This is a genomic window from Pacificimonas sp. ICDLI1SI03, from assembly GCF_054740865.1.
The window spans coordinates 405,529-423,390 of record NZ_JBSQAU010000002.1 but is presented as its reverse complement, the minus strand read 5'-3'; the positions used below and the strand labels follow the sequence as shown (position 1 = coordinate 423,390).

The 17,862-nt window shown below is 59.7% G+C and carries 22 protein-coding genes; 5 read left to right on the top strand and 17 right to left on the bottom strand.

The genetic code is table 11. The features are described from left to right. Positions 1–39: 39 nt before the first annotated feature. The 12 genes from ACSMXM_RS14000 to trbB all read right to left on the bottom strand — a co-directional run bounded on the left by ACSMXM_RS14000 (position 40) and on the right by trbB (position 10,047). Positions 40–177, bottom strand: coding sequence for a benenodin family lasso peptide (locus ACSMXM_RS14000; RefSeq protein WP_460316968.1), 138 nt, complete (start codon positions 175–177; stop codon positions 40–42). Between the two features lie 329 nt (positions 178–506). Beyond that, positions 507–743 (bottom strand): DUF2274 domain-containing protein, encoded by a 237-nt coding sequence (locus ACSMXM_RS13995; protein WP_460316967.1) that lies wholly within the window; start codon positions 741–743, stop codon positions 507–509. Further along, entirely contained in the window at positions 740–1,915 is a 1,176-nt protein-coding gene (locus ACSMXM_RS13990; protein ID WP_460316966.1) for a TrbI/VirB10 family protein, read from the bottom strand. The genes ACSMXM_RS13995 and ACSMXM_RS13990 overlap by 4 nt, the downstream gene beginning before the upstream one ends. Continuing rightward, a complete protein-coding gene (gene trbG, locus ACSMXM_RS13985) occupies positions 1,912–2,910 on the bottom strand; it encodes a P-type conjugative transfer protein TrbG (RefSeq protein ID WP_460316964.1) in 999 nt (332 codons plus the stop codon). The genes ACSMXM_RS13990 and trbG overlap by 4 nt, the downstream gene beginning before the upstream one ends. Continuing rightward, entirely contained in the window at positions 2,910–3,590 is a 681-nt protein-coding gene (trbF, locus tag ACSMXM_RS13980) for a conjugal transfer protein TrbF (protein ID WP_460316962.1), read from the bottom strand. Before trbF ends, trbG begins: the two co-directional genes overlap by 1 nt. 6 nt (positions 3,591–3,596) lie before the next feature. Continuing rightward, entirely contained in the window at positions 3,597–4,901 is a 1,305-nt protein-coding gene (trbL, locus tag ACSMXM_RS13975) for a P-type conjugative transfer protein TrbL (RefSeq protein ID WP_460316960.1), read from the bottom strand. A 1-nt stretch (position 4,902) separates the two neighbouring features. Next, the gene (gene trbK-alt / locus ACSMXM_RS13970) at positions 4,903–5,244 is read right to left on the bottom strand and encodes a putative entry exclusion protein TrbK-alt (protein WP_460316958.1); all 342 of its coding nucleotides are present in this window, start codon (positions 5,242–5,244) and stop codon (positions 4,903–4,905) included. Between the two features lie 6 nt (positions 5,245–5,250). Beyond that, a complete protein-coding gene (gene trbJ, locus ACSMXM_RS13965) occupies positions 5,251–5,997 on the bottom strand; it encodes a P-type conjugative transfer protein TrbJ (protein WP_460316957.1) in 747 nt (248 codons plus the stop codon). Continuing rightward, the gene (gene trbE / locus ACSMXM_RS13960; protein WP_460316956.1) at positions 5,994–8,459 is read right to left on the bottom strand and encodes a conjugal transfer protein TrbE; all 2,466 of its coding nucleotides are present in this window, start codon (positions 8,457–8,459) and stop codon (positions 5,994–5,996) included. Before trbE ends, trbJ begins: the two co-directional genes overlap by 4 nt. A gap of 3 nt (positions 8,460–8,462) precedes the next feature. After that, the gene (locus ACSMXM_RS13955) at positions 8,463–8,738 is read right to left on the bottom strand and encodes a VirB3 family type IV secretion system protein (protein WP_460316954.1); all 276 of its coding nucleotides are present in this window, start codon (positions 8,736–8,738) and stop codon (positions 8,463–8,465) included. Next, positions 8,738–9,067: a TrbC/VirB2 family type IV secretion system protein gene (locus tag ACSMXM_RS13950; protein ID WP_442969035.1), complete on the bottom strand. Its 330-nt coding sequence runs from the start codon at positions 9,065–9,067 to the stop codon at positions 8,738–8,740. Before ACSMXM_RS13950 ends, ACSMXM_RS13955 begins: the two co-directional genes overlap by 1 nt. Further along, complete coding sequence (gene trbB, locus ACSMXM_RS13945) at positions 9,067–10,047, bottom strand: P-type conjugative transfer ATPase TrbB (RefSeq protein WP_460316952.1); 981 nt, start codon at positions 10,045–10,047, stop codon at positions 9,067–9,069. The genes ACSMXM_RS13950 and trbB overlap by 1 nt, the downstream gene beginning before the upstream one ends. Positions 10,048–10,386: 339 nt before the next feature. On the opposite strand from trbB, the gene ACSMXM_RS13940 reads away from it, so the two are divergent. From ACSMXM_RS13940 to ACSMXM_RS13930, 3 genes are read left to right on the top strand one after another with little or no spacing between them, the layout of a single operon-like run. Beyond that, on the top strand, positions 10,387–11,424 hold the full coding sequence (locus tag ACSMXM_RS13940) for a NotI family restriction endonuclease (RefSeq protein ID WP_460316951.1): 1,038 nt from the start codon (positions 10,387–10,389) through the stop codon (positions 11,422–11,424). 52 nt (positions 11,425–11,476) lie between these two features. Further along, positions 11,477–12,598 (top strand): DNA cytosine methyltransferase, encoded by a 1,122-nt coding sequence (locus ACSMXM_RS13935; RefSeq protein ID WP_460316950.1) that lies wholly within the window; start codon positions 11,477–11,479, stop codon positions 12,596–12,598. A 48-nt stretch (positions 12,599–12,646) separates the two neighbouring features. Next, positions 12,647–12,880, top strand: a complete 234-nt coding sequence (locus ACSMXM_RS13930; RefSeq protein ID WP_460316947.1) for a hypothetical protein — start codon at positions 12,647–12,649, stop codon at positions 12,878–12,880. 84 nt (positions 12,881–12,964) lie between these two features. Here ACSMXM_RS13930 and ACSMXM_RS13925 read toward each other — a convergent pair whose 3' ends face one another. Both ACSMXM_RS13925 and ACSMXM_RS13920 read right to left on the bottom strand, forming a co-directional pair. Beyond that, positions 12,965–13,228, bottom strand: coding sequence for a DUF3892 domain-containing protein (locus ACSMXM_RS13925; protein ID WP_460316946.1), 264 nt, complete (start codon positions 13,226–13,228; stop codon positions 12,965–12,967). Between the two features lie 65 nt (positions 13,229–13,293). After that, complete coding sequence (locus tag ACSMXM_RS13920) at positions 13,294–13,437, bottom strand: hypothetical protein (protein WP_460316945.1); 144 nt, start codon at positions 13,435–13,437, stop codon at positions 13,294–13,296. A gap of 154 nt (positions 13,438–13,591) precedes the next feature. On the opposite strand from ACSMXM_RS13920, the gene ACSMXM_RS13915 reads away from it, so the two are divergent. Continuing rightward, complete coding sequence (locus tag ACSMXM_RS13915; protein ID WP_460316944.1) at positions 13,592–13,924, top strand: helix-turn-helix domain-containing protein; 333 nt, start codon at positions 13,592–13,594, stop codon at positions 13,922–13,924. Continuing rightward, the gene (locus ACSMXM_RS13910; RefSeq protein ID WP_460316943.1) at positions 13,921–14,805 is read left to right on the top strand and encodes an ImmA/IrrE family metallo-endopeptidase; all 885 of its coding nucleotides are present in this window, start codon (positions 13,921–13,923) and stop codon (positions 14,803–14,805) included. Before ACSMXM_RS13915 ends, ACSMXM_RS13910 begins: the two co-directional genes overlap by 4 nt. 288 nt (positions 14,806–15,093) lie before the next feature. On the opposite strand, the gene ACSMXM_RS13905 is transcribed toward ACSMXM_RS13910, so the two are convergent. The 3 genes from ACSMXM_RS13905 to ACSMXM_RS13895 all read right to left on the bottom strand — a co-directional run bounded on the left by ACSMXM_RS13905 (position 15,094) and on the right by ACSMXM_RS13895 (position 17,802). Beyond that, positions 15,094–15,486 (bottom strand): DUF6527 family protein, encoded by a 393-nt coding sequence (locus ACSMXM_RS13905; protein ID WP_460316942.1) that lies wholly within the window; start codon positions 15,484–15,486, stop codon positions 15,094–15,096. Next, on the bottom strand, positions 15,476–16,417 hold the full coding sequence (locus ACSMXM_RS13900; RefSeq protein WP_460317615.1) for a DUF6791 domain-containing protein: 942 nt from the start codon (positions 16,415–16,417) through the stop codon (positions 15,476–15,478). The genes ACSMXM_RS13905 and ACSMXM_RS13900 overlap by 11 nt, the downstream gene beginning before the upstream one ends. Positions 16,418–16,450: 33 nt before the next feature. Beyond that, positions 16,451–17,802 (bottom strand): IS3 family transposase gene (locus tag ACSMXM_RS13895; RefSeq protein WP_149036422.1). Its coding sequence is split into 2 segments (ribosomal slippage): positions 16,451–17,464 and positions 17,467–17,802, totalling 1,350 coding nucleotides; the frame shifts between segments, so codons are not numbered across the junction. Positions 17,803–17,862: the final 60 nt, after the last annotated feature.

Below are 17,862 nucleotides of genomic sequence, written 5' to 3'. Positions count from 1 at the left end.
AGGGGCGCGGTCCTGGAAGAACGCGCGCCCCCGCGAGGCTCAGTCTTCGGCGAGGCCGGTCGCGTAGGACAACCGGCCGCTGCTCACATCAATGTCGAACAGGGCGTTGCCCTTGGTCTCAACCGAGGCCTTTCCGAGGTCAATGACCTCATCTTGGGTATGGTCAAAATCCTTCATGATTCACTCCTGTGGTTGGTATCGCGACTCAATTGTCGCGAGAAGAGAGTGATCGCGTGAGGAAATTCAGGCCAACTTATAATGAAATTATAAATGCCGCTTGGGTCGAAGATGCGACCGGGAGATGGAAACACCCGTTGGCGAGTGTATCGATACTTTTAGCGTTTCGCCTGGACATCTGTATCGGCGCCCGGTCGCCAGGAACTTGCATTCCCGCTCCAGTATTACGCTGAAACACGACTGATGCAAAGGGACCGTAAAGTTACGTAGACGAGCAATTCATGCGAAACGATAGATGTTTAGCGTGACAAAGCCGGGTACTCGATCCTCTACTGGTCTGGTTTGGCGGCGGCTCGCCTTCGCAATCGCGCGAAGTCTCTGTCGCTCGCGATGAACCGCTCCAGCATCGGCGCTACGAGGACGGCGGGGTCTGGTGCGCCCTCCACTGTTCCGCCATTTATCACGCGTGCATATTCGGCCAGTTTGCGATGCAGCCGGACCGGTATCTCGACGGTCAGCTTGACTGATTTTTGATCCTCGATGTCGGATAGCTTCAGCCGGGTCATGAGCGGCTGTCCAGGATAATGTCGCGCGTGACCAGCACGCGCACCGGGTAACCGGGCCGGATCGTCAATGTCGGACGGATGGCAAGTTCGCGAGAGACGACCTGCTCGCCGGCCTGGTTGACGCTGTCCTGACCTCCCCGGCGCACGGCACGCAGCAGATCGCTGTCGCTTCCCGAACCAAGCTCGCCGCCGATGCCTAGCAGAGTCGAAACCAGCGCCGCCTTGAACACGCCGCCCCAATGATAGTCGACACCGTCTTCCAGTCCGGCATAGCCTGAGGGATCGGCCGCAGGTTGCCGTTCGAGAACCAGCGAGCGACCGTCAGGCAGGATCAGACGATTCCATGCCAGCAGCACGCGGCGCTGCCCGAAGCCGACATCGGACGCATAATCGCCGATCAGGCGCGCGCCTTGGGGAATGAGCAGAATCCGCCCTGTGAGGCTGTCATAGACATTTTGCGTGACTTGCGCAGTCACAAGGCCGGGCTGGTCTGACCGGACGCCAGTGATAAGTGCGGCAGGAATGACTGAACCCGCCTGAAGCACCGCATCGGTCGGCGCGGCGGCAACCTGCTGCAATGCAGAGATGCGCCGATCGACCGGGCGGTCGAGGAAAGCGGGCGCAGATCTCACGGCCTCGGTCGCGGTCACAGGCTTCGATGCGTTAGAACTGACTGTTGGCGATGCATCGGTGGTTGAAACCGCCGTAGCGCCCGCAAAGAACAGCGCGCTGGCACGGCCTACTTCGCGCTCCTGCTCGATGCGCTGGCGCGCTGCCTCTGCGGGGCTTATACTCTGCGTTTGCGGCGGCGCGGGCTGCGCTCCGACTGGTGGAAGCGCAGCGACAGCTCCGCGATCCTGAGCGTTGAGGATGGGCTCGCCGAGATCGCCAGGAAGCGGCGGGCCGAGACGCGGCACCTGCGAATAGTCGCTCGGGCCCGAAGCAAGACCGTCGGCGACCGCCACTGTTTCGGTTCCAATAAGCTCATCAGGCCCTGCCTCCGAGACCGGTTGCAGGGCGTAAATCATGGCGCCGCCGACCAGCGTCAGCGCGGCGGCGCTGGCGATGCCGATGGCTTTGCGCGAGAGGCGAACGACGCGCGGTCCCTCTCCGCGCAAGCGAACGATGGATTCAGCATCACTAGGCCGGTCCGGTTTGGCTTCACTGTTCATGACCGGCCCCACGCTCGATTGGTGATTTTGACCCGAACCTGCCTGCGCTTGGCGCCGAGCCGCAGTTCGGCCTTCTCGAACAGGCGGTCTACAATCAGGTAGCGGCCCGAAACGCGGTAATTGACCAGTTCCGCCTGCTTATCCTCGCCGATAACGAAGAACGGCGGCATCTCGCCTTGCGCAATATCGGGCGGAAACTCGATCAGGGTGCGCTGCCCGTCATCGAATATCCGCACTGGCCGCCAGTCGGGCCTATCGCCCGAAATCCCGTAGTCGAAATTGAGATTCTCGACCGCAAAACCGCGCGCAACCGGCGCGGCGCGCGCTGCGTCTTCTTCGGCCCGGCGAAGAGCGATCAACTCGTCTGCCGGATAGCTCCAGCTGACCGACGCCATATAGACACTGGGGTTGGCCCGCAGTTCGACATGATAGGTTCGCCGATCGGTGTTGATCACGAGATTGGTCGCAATATCGGGCCGGGTGGGTTTCACGAGGATGTGGACGCGCGCCGCCTCGCCCGTCCCGCTCAGCGTATCGCCGATCATCCAGCGCACCGTATCGCCGGCGGCAACCGGTCCGGGACCGACGAGCTTTTCGCCTTCCTGCAATGCGATATCGGTCACCTGGCCCGGCTTGGTATAGATCTGAAACAGCGCGCCCTCGCTATAGGGATAACGCTGGATCGCATTGTCGAATCCGACATCGTCGGGCTCGACCCGTGCGGCATCGTTCGCCGCTCCCACTTGGCTTTGGGGGTCAGGGGCAGGGCCAGAGCCAGGGGAGCGGCGCGCGGCAGTGGGGGAGGCCTGCCGCGAACTGAAAAGGTGAGGAATTCCGATGTTGTCTTGCAGGGCCGGGAAAGCCCCTGCGAGCGCGCCCAATGCGTCGATTGACGCCGCCGCTTGCGGGGCCGGTGTCGCTGCGGCAGGCGAGGCGAGAGCGAGCGAGACAAGGCCGAAAAAGCCGATTGTGGGTGTTGTATGCGAGCGGGACATCAGCCGAGCTCCTTTGACCAGTTGATGGAAGTGACGAATATTCCGAGCGGGTTTGTGCGAAGCGCATCCGCGTTGGTGGGTGGCTGGACGGCGATGCCCAGAATCGCGGTCCAGCGGCTCGTCTCGGCGAGCGAGCCGTCACGGTAGCGGCGCTCGATCCAGGCAACGCGGAAGCTCCTTGGCGAAGCGCGGATGACGCTTGTGACATCGACCGCAACCTGTTCGCGGCCGATCGCGGCGAACGGATCGCTGGCCCTCGCATAGTCGTTGAGCGCAAGCGCACCCTTGTCGCTGGCGAAATCATAGGCAGACAGCCAGTTCTCGCGCACCACGATCGGATCGTCAGGAATGGCGCGCACGTTTTCGATAAACCGGGCAAGATGAAACGCAATCTGCGGATCGCTTGGGTCGAATGCGGCATTGGCGGGCGCAACGCTGCGCGCTTCGCCGAGCTTGTTCACCTCGACCACCCAGGGAACGATGGTTCCCCGCGCGTTCTGCCAGACGAGACCGCCAGTCAGGATTGCCGACAGCCCAAGTGCACCGAAAAAGGCATAGCGCCAGCTTCTCGCCTGAATGCGCGCCGAACCGATGCGCTCATCCCAAACCTGGGCCGCGCGCTGGTACGGTGTCTCGGCTTGCGGTGTCTTGCCGTATCGGATCGAAGGGCGTTTAAACATGAACCGTCAGTCCTTTTCTTGTGTGTCGATGGAAGCACCTGCGCCGTGCCCGTCGCCAGAGCGAACGGTGTGCGCGGCAAGCGACGCTGAATGTCCCAGGGACTGTCGCTGCTTCATGGATTTCGCCCAGTTCGGCGGGCCGTTTTTGGACGCTGGCGAAGACGGCGGCGAGGAGGCGACCCGGCCACCCATATTGCTGGCTGCTGCACGCGCTCCTTGGCGGAAATTTCCTTTGGCGCTATCCGCCGCCTTGCGCAGAGGCGAGAGGGCAGCCCCGCCTGCGGCGCGTCCGACACCGGCCATGCCGCCTGCGACGGCTGCACCGCCAGTCTTGCCTGCCGAACCTGTCGCATAGGCCATGGTCGCGCCTCCAGCAGCACGCGATGCGCCACTGGCAACCGAGGACGCGGCGCTCGCTACAGCGCCGCCCGCAAGCTTGGCGCCGGCAATGCCGCCGACGGCTGCCCCGCCGGCCAGCACAGCGGTGCCTGCCGCGGCCCCTGCGCCGAGCTGCGGGCCGCCTGCGACGATGCCGTTGGCAATACCGGGACCGAATATGCCGAGCCCGAGCAGGGTAAGACTGGCGAGCACGATCGCCAGCGCATCTTCAATGGTCGGCTCGCCCGGAATGGCACTGGTAAACTCGGCGAAAAGCGTCGAGCCGATCCCGATGATGACGGCGAGCACGAGCACCTTGATGCCTGAAGAGACGACATTCCCAAGCACGCGCTCGGCCATGAAAGCGGTCTTGCCGAACAGGCCGAAAGGGATGAGCACGAAGCCTGCAAGCGTCGTCAGCTTGAATTCGATGAGCGTCACGAAGAGCTGGATCGACAGAATGAAGAAGGCGATGACCACCAAGGCCCAGGCCACCAGCAGGATGATGATCTGCAGGAAGTTCTCGAAGAAGCTTATATAGCCGAGCAGATCGGCCATCGACGCAAGAAGAGGCGCGGCAGCATCGATACCGACCTGCGCGACCCGTCCCGGCCGCAGCAGATCGCCTGCGCCAAGGCCAGATCCGCTGGCCTTGAGGCCAAGTCCGGCAAAGCTTTGAAATATGATATTGGCCAGCGCGCTCCAATTTCCGATGATATACGCGAAAATGCCGACGAAGAGCGTCTTCTTGACGAGGCGCGCGATAATGTCGTCATTCTCGCCCCAGCTCCAGAACAGCGCCGCGAGCGTGACATCGATGACGATCAGCGTCGTTGCGATGAAGGCGACTTCGCCCGAAAGCAGGCCGAACCCGCTGTCGATATATTGCGAGAAAATCGCCAGAAAACGGTCGACGACGCCGGTGCCTCCCATCTCAATTCTCCCCGATCGATTGAGGGTCAGGAGATCGAGGCGCAGGAGCGCTCGTCACGGGCTTATCACCTACCGCGGCGTAAGCGTCGGGGTGCTCAACCCCGAAGAAACGGCGGCGCTTTTCGGCCCAGGCCGCACGGCAATCGGGCGAGGACAGCGCGAGCTCGCCCATTTGCGCGCAGGCCCTGAGCTGCGCAGGCAGCGGATCGCCGTCAGGCTCCCAGATCCTCGTGGCAGCCTCGGGACGCACTGCAGGCTCCTCGCGCAATTGCACGAGCGTCATGGCGACAGCGAGGCCTACAAAAACGGCTGCACCGGTGCGCGCGAGGACTTTGCTATCCATGGCGGGTCAGTCCGATTTGGCCGGAAGATCGCGCGGGCGCGTCGCCAGAAAGCGCCGTAACTGCTCGCGCGCCTGAGCCTTCGCCGCCGCACGTTCGGCAGCGTCGAGTGCCTGCGCTCGTCCCATGGCCGCCATGGTCGCGGTAAGATCGGCGAGCTGGCGTGTTTGCAGTGCAAGCAGCTGGTTCCCGGCCTGCGCAGCTTGCAAGGCACCAGCAGCCGACTGGCTCGCGCCCAGCAGGCTACTCACCGCTTCGCGCGAGCCTTCGATATTGGCAACTGCGCCTGCTTGAACCTTCAGGGCATCCTCAAAAGCGGCGACGCTGTTTTGCCAGCGCGCCTCGGCGCTTGTCACCATGGCCTGCTGCGAAGCACCGAGCGGGATGTTCTTGTATTGCGTTTCAAACGTCGTCTCGATCTCGCGTACATCATAAGCGATGCGCTGGGCCTGCTGCAGCAATTGCTGGGTCTGCTGGATTTGCTGCTGCAGGGGCTGGACGATATTGAGCGGCAGGCTCTGCAGGTTCCTGGCTTCATTGATGAGCGAAGTCGCCTGGTTCTGCAGCATGCGGATTTCATTGTTGATCTGCTCAAGCGTCCGCGCTGCAGTGAGCACATTCTGGGCATAGTTGGACGGGTCGTAAACGATACCGCCGAACTGCGCCTGGGCAGGCATCGGTGCTGTGGCAACCACGCCGGCGACAGCAAGCGCAAGGCCGGTAGCCAGTCCGTTCAAATTCTTATGAAAGATCATTGGAAGTCTCCTTCTTTCTGGAGGGTTGAAAAAGCCGAATTCGGCTCGGGAATAGCGAGCAACTCTGCGGCCCAGTCGAGGCCGCGATGCCTCAGCCAGGCTTCGGTAAAACCTGCGCGCCTTTCGTTTTCGGCAATCCGGGCAATGGCGAGCTGATCGCTTTTCGAAGAGGCAGCCGTGAAAGCGAGGGCCACCTCTCCAAGCCCGAGTTCGAACAGGCGATTGCCGCGTGCCGACTGGCAATAATAGTCGCGCTTGGGCGCGGCCTGGCTAAGGATTTCGATCTGCCGGTCATTGAGCCCGAAGCGGCGATAGATCGCCTGTATCTGCGGCTCCATCGCGCGCTCATTGGGCAGGAAGATGCGGGTCGGGCAGCTCTCGATAATGGCGGGCGCAATCGCCGATGTTTCGATATCGGCGAGGCTCTGGGTCGCGAAAACCACGCTCGCATTCTTCTTGCGCAGCGTCTTGAGCCATTCGCGCAGTTGCGCAGCGAAGGCAGGGCTGTCGAGCACCAGCCAGCCCTCATCGATGATAAGGAGGGTAGGCGATCCGTCGAGCCGTCCTTCGATTCGGTGGAAGAGATAGGAAAGGACCGCAGGCGCTGCCGCCGAGCCGGTCAGGCCTTCTGTCTCGAACGCCTGGAAGCGCGCTTCACCTAGTCGTTCGCTTTCGGCATCGAGCAGACGTCCGAACGGGCCGCCGATGCAATAGGGCGCGAGCGCCTGCTTCAAAGCCTGTGACTGGAGCAGAACCGCAAGGCCGGTAAGCGTTCGCTCTGCAACAGGCGCTGTGGCGAGCGACGTCAATGCGGTCCACAGGTGATCCTTGGTGGCCGGATCGACCGCGACACCTTCCGAGGTAAGGATAGCCTGCAGCCATTCGGCGGCCAAGTTTCGTTCGGCTGGTTCGTCGATGCGCGCAAGCGGCTGCAGGAGGACGCCATTGTCGCTGTCCTGCGAAAGGCTTGAACCGAGATCCTGCCAATCGCCGCGGCAGGCAAGCGCTGCAGCGCGGATCGACCCGCCGTAGTCGAAGGCGAATATCTGCGCGCCGGCATAGCGGCGAAACTGCATGGCCATGAAGGCCAGCAGGACAGACTTGCCGGCCCCGGTTGGGCCGACCACCAGGCTGTGACCGACATCGCCGACATGAAGCGAGAAACGAAACGGGGTGGAGCCTTCGGTCTGCGCGTAGAACAGCGGCGGCGCATCGAAATGCTCATCGCGCTCCGGCCCTGCCCAGACTGCCGAAAGCGGCAGCATGTGCGCGAGGTTAAGCGTCGAGATCGGCGGCTGACGAACATTGGCGTAGACATGGCCCGGCAGCGAGCCAAGCCAGGCTTCGATCGCGTTCATGCCTTCCGTCACACAGGTAAAGTCGCGGCCCTGGATGACTTTTTCGGCGAGCCGCAGCTTTTCGGCTGCAAGTGACGCGTCTTTATCCCAGACAGTGACGGTTGCCGTGACCAATGCCAGCCCGACATGGTCCGACCCCAGTTCCTGCAGCGCCGCATCGGCATCTTCGGCCTTGTTGGCTGCATCGTTGTCGACAAGCACCGAGGCCTCATTGGTCATCACCTCCTTGAGGATCGCGGCGACCGACTTGCGCTTGGCGAACCATTGCCGCCTGATTTTGCCGAGCAGTTTGGTCGCATCGCTCTTGTCGAGCATGATCGCGCGGGTCGACCAGCGATAGGCGAAGCCCTGCGCGTTGAGGTCATCGAGCAGTCCCGGAAATGTCGCGCTTGGAAATCCAACTACGGTCAGCGTGCGCAGATGCGCTGCGCCAAGCCGCGGTTCGAGCCCTCCGCAGAGCGGTTCATCGGCGAGCAGCGCATCGAGATGCATCGGCGTTTCGGGAACGCGAACCTGCTGCTTGCGCGTGGAGACGCAGCTGTGAAGGTATGTCAGCGTTGCTCCATCATCGAGCCATTGGACTTCTGGAAAGAAGCCTTCGAACAAGCGCAACAAACGGTCGGTGCGGTCGATGAAGCCATCGAGCAGTTCGCGGGGATCGACGCCTTTCTGGGCCTTGCCTTCATACATCCAGCTTTCGGCGCGCGCGGCATCCTCGGCAGGCGGCATCCAGAGCAGCGTCAGAAAATAGCGGCTTTCGAAATGCGCGCCTTCTTCGGCAAACTGGGCCGCGCGTTCGCGCTCGACCAGCGCAGAAGCAGGATCGGGAAAATCGCATGCAGGATAGTCCTGCGCAGGTCGGCGCACCGCCTCCGCGAAGAGCGCCCAGCCCGAGCCAAGGCGGCGCAGCACACTGTTGAGCCGCGCGGTCGTTGCAACCAGCTCAGCAGGCGTCGCGCTATCGAGATCAGGCCCCCGGAAGCGCGCGGTGCGCTGAAAACTGCCATCCTTGTTGAGCACCACGCCAGAAGCGATCAGGGCCGCCCAGGGCAGAAAGTCTGTCAGCCGTTCGGCCTTGTTTCTATATTCGCGCAGGCTCAGCATGGCTCAGACCTGCAGATGCGCGGGGAAACGCAAGTGCCGCCGGGCGACATCCACGAATTGCGGGTCGCGCCGCGCCGCCCACATCGCGGCCATATGGCCAAGCGCGAGGAAGGCTATCCCTGCGATCCACAATTGCAGACCAAGCCCGATGGCTCCCGCCAGTGTCGCATTGGCAATCGCGAGCCCGCGCGGCGCACCGCCCAGCAGGATATGCTCGGTCAGCGCCCGGTGGACGGGAACGGCGAAGCCTGGCGGCAATCCAGTTGAACCGGCGACCATCAGACGAGCGCTCCGCCGCCGAACGAAAAGAAGGAGAGGAAAAACGAGGAAGCTGCAAAGGCAATCGACAGGCCGAAGACAATCTGCACCAGGCGCCGGAAGCCGCCCGATGTATCGCCGAAAGCGAGAGCGAGGCCGGTCGCGATGATGATGATCACTGCAACGATCTTGGCGACCGGACCCTGGATGGATTCCAGGATCGCCTGCAGCGGTGCTTCCCATGGCATCGACGAGCCGGCGGCATGGGCCGGCGCGGCAAGCGTAAGTGCGACAACACCGGCAAGAGCGATAGCGGAAAGGCGCGATCGCGCCCGCGACAGAATAATCATCACGAAGGGTCTCCTTGTGTACGGGGAAGAGGGACGAGGACGTATTCGCCCGAAGCATCGAGCGCGCGGACCTCGGCCAGTTCGGCGAGCCGCCGACCGGCACCATCACGAACCAGCACAGCGATAACGTCGATGGTCTCGGCGATGAGCGCGCGCGGTACAGTCACCACGCTTTCCTGAATGAGCTGTTCGAGCCGCCGCAGCGTGCCGAGCGCAGAGCCTGCATGGATTGTACCGATCCCGCCGGGATGGCCGGTCCCCCAGGCCTTGAGCAGATCGAGCGCTTCTGCACCGCGCACTTCACCGATGGGAATTCGATCGGGGCGCAGACGCAGCGCGGAGCGGACCAGATCGGACAGAGTTGCAACGCCATCCTTGGTTCGCAGCGAGACGAGATTGGGCGCGGCACATTGCAGTTCGCGCGTATCCTCGATCAGGACAACCCGGTCGGGGCTCGATGAGACCTCGGCGAGCAAAGCATTGGTAAGCGTCGTCTTGCCGGTCGACGTGCCGCCCGCGACCAGGATGTTCTTTCGCTCCGCAACCGCAGCACCAAGCGCCTCGGCCTGCCATGCATCCATGACCCCGGCTGAGACATAGTCGGCAAGCGTGAAGACAGCGACGGCAGGCTTGCGAATGGCAAAGCTCGGCGCAGCGACCACGGGCGGAAGAAGACCTTCAAAGCGCTCGCCGCCATCGGGAAGCTCCGCCGAGACGCGCGGCGCTCCGGCATGCACCTCGGCGCCGACATGATGGGCAACGAGCCGGATGATCCGCTCTCCATCGGCGGCGCTCATCAGGCAGTCGGTCGCGGCAAGGCCTTCGCCCAGCCGGTCGACCCACAAACGGCCATCGGGATTGAGCATCACTTCGATCACCGCAGGCTCTTCGAGCCAGCGTGCGATCTCGCAGCCAAGCGCCGTGCGCAGCATGCGCGCACCGCGTGAGAATGCCTCGGACCGGATCGGAATAACGCTCATGAGCTGCCTCGTCTTGCGGCAACCGACCACCGGCTGCACTCGCGAGGCAGATCAAAAGGACATCAAAATGCTTTCAGGCAACAGGCAATTGCGCGAAGCGTAGGCTAGCGTAGCATTGAAAGAATACGGCGCTGGCAGCCGATCTGTAGAGGAGTCGGACGCCAAGGATCGCGGTCCAGAAAGATGCGCCTTGCGCGATTCCGAAACCGATAGTCGCTCCCTGGAAGTCGCGACGCAAAGGCGAGCAAGTACAGAATTGGCGGGGAATACAATGCAACATGAATTGTCGGGCGACGTTCAAAGCTGCACATAGGGCAAAGCAGATTTACCGGGACGTCCATGGCCGAAAGAAAATTCCATATCGCAGAATGGTATGGCGATCCATTTCACAAGCTCGCGGATGCCGCACGCGTCGCACATGCCGCGCATGTGGTGGGTGGTTCGGCGATGACAAAAGTCGAGCTCGACCGTCTCGCCGCACTCGAACAAAAGCATGCCGCTACCTCGCTGACGGCGAGCGAAGCGAAACGCCTCGATGTGCTGCGCGAGAAGCTCTCGAGGCAGCATGAGAACGAGCTGCCATGCCCGTTCAAGGCTGGGCGAGACCACCCTGTCTGCACCAAGAAAGGCGGGGTGTGTTCAATTCGTCTTTATCAGGACACCGGCGCCCAAGTCGAACCCGTGGAGGGCGACCAGGGGAAGATAAGATCGCTTTGCCCCTGGCGATTTCATGAAGATCACATCGCATTTGCAGAAATCGGCAAGAGCCTTCTGGGTACCTCAGACCCAGTCAAAGTCGGCGAAGTTGGGTTTCTCGAATCCACCGGCAGCCTGGATAGCGAAGAGGGCAAGGATGTTGGGCGTATCGACATGGTCCTGCTTAAGCTGGACGGCGATCGCCAGACCTTGCTGGATTGGGTGGCTGTCGAGGTCCAGGCGGTCTATTTTTCCGGAAAGAAGATGTCAGTCGAATTCGACGATATCGCGAAACGCCAAGGAAAACTGGCAATGCCGGTCCTGGGCAGGCGGCCTGATTACCGCAGCAGCGGGGTGAAACGACTGATGCCTCAGCTGCTGACCAAGATCCCGACGCTCAGGCGGTGGGGCAAGAAAATGGCAATCGTCGTCGACTGGGCGTTCTTCCACTCGATGGGGGAAATGGAGCACACGAAGCATCTTTCCAACGCCGACATCGCGTGGTTTATCGCCGACTTTGTGGAAGACCCTGCCTCGGGCCGGTTTCAGCTCAAGATCGTGGACGAAGTATACACGACTCTCGAAAGCGCTACGCTTGGACTGACAGGCGGGATACCGGTTGCTCAGGGCGATTTCGAAGCCCGGATCAAGGCGAAGGCGGGACTGGATCGCTTGCTATGACACAACAAGCTATGTATCAGGACAAAAAGAGAACAAACCGAAGGCTGTCTCGATGACAAAAACCGCGATAGATCTGTTCTGTGGTGCTGGCGGCCTGTCTGCTGGACTTGAGATGGCGGGTTTTCGTGTTCTGGCCGGAAACGATTGCTTCGACGCGGCAGGGAAGACGTTTTCGGCAACCCACCCGAATGCACAATTCATCCCAGGTCCGATTGAAGAGTTGTCGGTCGAGCAGCTTATGACCGTGACCGGGCTCAAAAAAGGCGAATTGACCGTGCTGGTCGGTGGGCCGCCATGTCAGGCCTACTCGGTCTACAATCATAAACGCGGCATGCACGACAGGCGCGCAACGCTCTTCAGGGAATACCTTCGGATCGTGGAGGGTATGCAGCCCGAGTGGATCGTGATGGAGAATGTCAAAGGCATTTATTCCATAGGCGGCGGCGAAGCCGTTCGCTCAATCAAATCCGAACTTGCAGCGCTGGGGTACGATGTCGAAGAGGCAGTGCTCAAGGCGGAGGACTTCGGCGTGCCGCAGGAGCGCCGGCGAGTGGTCTTTATCGGCAACCGGATCGGTATACCGATCTCTCATCCTGCCCCTACTCACGGTCCGGAGAGGGCGCATCCCTTCACGACAATTCGTGACGCGATCGGTGATCTTCCCGAAATCGAGAACGGCGAGGATCCGGGTGTCCCTGTCTATCGGACAGAGGCTTCGTCAGCCTTCCAGCGTCAGTTGCGAGGCAATGCGACCCATGTGAGCCAGCACGCCGCGCCGCGCCTGGGCAAAGTCAATCTCGATCGGCTTCCGCATATCCCTCAAGGAGGTAGCTGGCGGGACATTCCGCACGAGCTTCTGCCTGCAGGTATGCAACGGGCAAAACGTTCCGATCATACCAAGCGTTATGGCCGGATGCGCTGGGAAGGCCTTGCGTGCACGATCCTGACCAAATGCGACATTCACTGGGGGGCTTATATTCATCCTGAGCAGGATCGCGCGATAACCGTTCGCGAAGCAGCCCGCCTGCAATCTTTCCCGGACTATTTCGAATTTTTCGGCTCGAAGACAGAGCAGTATATCCAGGTCGGCAATGCGGTGCCCCCGCTGCTTGGAAAGGCTATCGGCAAGCATCTGCTGGCACTTATGTCGCAGCAGGTGAGGCGAGCCGCTTAACGCGCGCCGAACCGACAGTCCGAGGCGCCAGTAGAAAGGACGTTCAAGATGAGCTTCGACTATCATAGAGAGATGACGGAAGCTGTGTCACAAGCGCCATCTTCGGACCCAGATGACCTGGTCTGGATCATGAACGATCACCACAGGGCCAAGTACCGACACTTCCTCGAGTTCGAGATGGGTGTCGAAGCCGACGACTCGGAATCCTTCGGCATTCCGATAGAGACGGGCGAGCCATCAGATGGCAGGCCATTCAAGCTAGTCAGAAGGCGTATGCCATAATCGTAGTGTCCATTTTTGGGCCAGATGCGGACTATCTGGTGTTGGTGAGTAGCGCCGTGTTTGCGGACAAGGCGCTACTCCACCTCAGCAATCGGGTAAATCATCCAAATTGTTCTTACTGGTATTGTCCCGATCAGTACGGAGATATTTGCCGTTGGTGCCATTGACGACGTGGATCTTGGTTTCTGGGCTGTTAGCCCAGTTGACCCAATATTCGTGGGCACCTGAATCGATATCGCTGATTGCATTGGCCTTCGAACGGGGCGACCAATCATGCCCGCTGTTGCACAGGCGGGTGATATCGCCATCCTTGTCCTTGCCAGTCTGGCGGACATAACGCTTTGCCATATTATATTCCGATCTTCTATTTGATTCTTGATTTCATGAGCGGGACATTGCTGCCCCGCCCACAGTTACTTTTTGTTCGGGCGCTGCGTCAGTGCCGAAGCCGCTGCTGTTTTTGCAGCCTTGCTTGAACTGGGATTACGCAGCACTTTTGATGCTGCGGAAGCCGCTTTCTTGCTTGTCACTTCCGAATTGCCTTTTTTGCCTGCCATTTCACTTACCTCCTTCCTTATTGACCATGATTATGATTCGTCGTATGTTTTCCTACGAAATCGTAGGGTGATAGAGCAAAAATAAACGCCGCGGTTGCGGCGGATTTGCGCTACTATTCCGTAGGTATACAGCAATATTAACCGTAGGGCAATGATGGAATCTAACGAAAACGATTTCGGCGGGCGGCTTACTGCCGCGCGGGAAAAGCGCGAGATGAATCAGGCCGAACTTGCGAAAAGGGCAGGCCTCCAAGCTGCTGCGATCGGACATTTCGAACGAGGCAGACGCAAGCCTTCTTTCGCAAATGTTCGAGCTTTGGCGAAGGCGCTCAACGTGAGCTCAGACTATTTGCTTGGCAGAACTCCAAGTATGGAAGGAGCTACGACGGCGTTCCGAGGCGAAGACGATCTTTCCAGTGCAGATCGTGATCAAATCCAGCTCATGATCGATATGATGCGCGAGCGAAGAGAGCGGTCGGATCCGTGAGGCCCACGCGAGCAGAGTGGGCACGCAAGTGTGGTGAGCGCAAAGCAAAGCAGTGTGGTTTTCTGCGTTTCCCAATAGACCCGTTTAGAATCGCTGAAGATGAGGATATCCTGATCCAGGCTAAGAGAGCCGACCAAATAGGTGTAAGCGGCGGCATCATATTCAATGAGGAAGATGTTGCCATCTTCTATGCGACCAACATCAGTAGCTCCGGCTTTCAACGCTTCACTGTCGGCCATGAATTGGGTCACTACTTTCTCGAAGGCCATCCAGAAGAGATACTGAAGACCGGGCCGTTGCATGCTTCTAAGGCAGGTTTCTCTCAAGGCGACAAGGCGATCGAAATCGAAGCCGACCATTTTTCCTCTGGCCTGCTTTTGCCTGGGCACTTGGTCCGGCAGGCACTTGGAGATGGCCAAATAGGTCTAGAGGGAGTCGAGGAGCTTTCCGAATTATCCGAGTGTTCGCTAACTGCCTCTGCAATTCGGGCAGCAGAATGCAGCCCTTACCCCATGGCCATTGTGATGAGCCGTGAGGACCAGATCTGTTACGGGTTTCTTTCAGACGGCTTCAAACAACTAAAGCCCCGCGCATTTCCCCGCAAAGGTGACTTGTTACCCGACTCTGCAACTCGCCAGTTCAATTTGGACACGGCCAACATCGAAAACGGCAAACGCCACGCGGGCGAAACCACGCTGGCAGACTGGTTTGACGGACCGCCGGGCATTATACTCGATGAAGAGGTTTTGGGACTTGGTAAGTATGGGTACACTCTTACGGTATTTTCAAGCGAGGAGCTACCTGAAGAGCCTGACGAATTCGAAGACGAGGAAGCAACCCTTATAGATAGCTATACGGCTAAGTTCGCTTATGGTCGATAACGACAGCGAGCAGGAGACACTAGGTGCGCCGCGAACGTCTGAAACTAGGGCGCAAAACCGAAGTACGGGTTCTGGGCCGGTTGCAGACTGTCCGGCTTGCGGGAGAAAAGACAATGACTGGACAGATGATCAGCGCTTTGGCGCTTGTACATGGATCGCAACGAAATATGTGCTTGCGGCGTCAGCAATCATTTCCCGGTTGCCCAGCAATCTTCTGCCAGCGAGCCTTTCGGGAGGTTCGACATTACTGTTAGCCCAGCAACTACAGGTGGTTTCGTCCGACCAAGCCTAAGCCCTAAAACGATCCCTAGCCCAATTCCAAAGACGCTTCCACCACGGTACGTTCCGCTCGGCAAAGTAGGCTTCGCGCCTCAGTTGCTCGCCGTGTCTGCCCGTCAGAACTTCCTCTTCTGACCACGCTGGAGCCCAGACGACATCACCGCCGGTTATGAGGTAGTGCGATCTACATGGTTTCTGCCAATTCCCTATGGACGGACGCAGGGTCGGTTCGGCGTCTGTACCGGTAAGCTGCCATTCCGTCGGGAGCAACGGTGTGCGGACTTTTTCGCCACATCCGCAGGCACACAGATGCGCTGCGGTTTCGAACTCAACGGACACATACAAAATGCCTTCACGCAGCTCTTTTGGCACGTAGTAGACGCGTTCAACCCTAAAGCTCATCGATATCGCTTTCGCTCACGACGCTCAGATCGGCGATTTCGAAAAGCGCATGCAAAACGTGCTTATCGGCACGGTAGAAGCCGCGCAGCTGCTTATAGCGAATGACGGCAACACACGCGTTGAGCGCATTCAGCTCGCCAATCTGGATATTGTCGCGATAAAGGTTATCAGGTGCGTCGGAGAGTTCCGCTAGGCCTTTGTCCCTCAAAGCAGCGCCCCCATCGCGCGGGAAAAATGTCGTGCGCATCATGCCGTTGATAGGCCCTTCATCCTTCCGCTTGAGACCCATTCCTACATCGATGAAGGGAATCTTGAGCTCGATCAGCAGATCGAAAATCTCGGCGCGCGCACTGCCCTTATCTACGCAAACGAAAGCAAAAGTGACGCCAGACAAGTCGTCAGCTGAAGTGCTATCGATATAAAGCTTTTTGAGTTTGAGACCTTGGCGGAAAGGCTCGTACCTCCGTTGGTAGACTTCAGCTTTAGGCAAGCCGAGCTCGTCCTTGTTCAATGGCCCAGGTGATCGATAGGCGTTGTGCACGTGAAACTCGTCGCCGTCGAAACCCACGATATCAGGAATTCGGGCCTTCACGACGTAATCGAGCACATAGGAGCCGGTCCCTCCAAGACCGATGATAGCAACTTTCTCACCATCAAAACCTTCATTGAGCTCGGCGATTCCCGCCCGGCTAGTGAGGGTGTCATTGAATTTGAAGATCGGGTCTTCGACAATTGTTTCATCTACGTTGAAGGTAAGTGGCGTAACGTCATGCAATTCTGTCGCCGGCGCGCTGATAATGCGCACGTAGCTATCGATCTTCTCAAAGTTGTCCTTGAATGCTCCGCTCCGCGGTTTGTTCGAAAAACGCCGTTCGACGACGACATCATTGTGTCCGTCGTCAGAACATTTGGCACAACTCGCGGCGTAGATCAGCGGAGTGTGGGCCTCGTCTCGGATTGATGTTTAGGCGGCGAGCTTGCAGTGTTGCAAGCGCCGATGTTCGAGTGTCTTTCGCTTGATCCTTTCTCTTCGTTTGATGATGGCGGCAGCCCTGCCGAAGTAGGCATCGGCGGGTGTCACATTGTCCAGGCTCTCGTGGTAGCGCTGGTGGTTATAGTGCTCGACGAAGGCCTCGATCTGCTGTTGGAGATCGCCGGGCAGGAAGTAGTTTTCCAGCAGCACGCGGTTCTTCAGGGTCTGGTGCCAGCGTTCGATCTTGCCCTGCGTCTGCGGATGGAAGGGAGCGCCGCGCACATGGCTCATCCTGTTTGCCTCGATGTATTCGGCTAGTTCCCCGGCAATGTAGCTGGGGCCATTGTCCGACAGCAGGCGGGGCCTGTGCAGCACGTTGGCGTGGTTGCAGCCTGAAGCTGCCAGCGCCATATCGAGCGTGTCAGTGACGTCCTCGGCTCGCATGGTGGTGCAGAGCTTCCAGGCGATGATGTAGCGTGAGTAATCGTCGAGCACGGTCGAGAGATAGACCCAGCCCCATCCGATGATCTTGAAGTAGGTAAAATCCGTCTGCCACATCTCATTGGGTCGAGAGGTCTGCGTGTGGAACGCCTCTGCCGCCTTGATCACCGTGTAGGCCGGGCTGGTGATCAGATCATGGGCCTTCAGCAGCCGGTAAACCGTGGCTTCGGACACGAAGTAGCGCTTCTCGTCGGTGAAGCGCACCGCCAGCTCGCGGGGACTGAGATCGGTCTGCTCCAGAGCCATCTCGACGATCTGGTCCTGCACCTCGGGCCCAATACGGTTCCACACCCGGCTCGGCGCTGAAGGACGGTCCTGGAGCGCCTCCGGCCCACCTTCGAGGTAGCGGTCATACCAGCGATAGAAGGTCCGCCGTGCCACGCCGAGCTGGTCCAGCGTACGCTTGGCGGGCAGGTGCGACTGCTCGACGATCCTGATGATCTCCAGCTTCTCGGATGCGGGATACCTCATTCGTCGTCTCCCCCATCCGCGATCATGCTTTTTTTGAGCAGACGGTTCTCCAGCGTCAGGTCCGCCACGCATTCCTTCAGATCGCGCGCTTCACGGCGCAGATCCTTTACCTCGTCGGTGGTAGCAGCACGGGCTGTATCGCCAGCAAGCCTGCGCTTGCCGGCCTCCATGAACTCCTTGGACCAGGTGTAATACAGGCTCTGTGCGATCCCTTCACGGCGGCACAGCTCGGCAATGGAGTCATCGCCGCGTAGGCCATCGAGCACGATGCGGATCTTGTCTTCAGCAGAGAAATGCCGACGGGTCTTGCGGCGGATGTCCTTCACCACCTGCTCGGCAGGCAATTTGGGCTTTGAGGATTTGGGCTTCATCTTCGTTCCTTCGTCACTACGACGAAGCCCAAATCCTCCTTAAATCACAACCTCAAATCT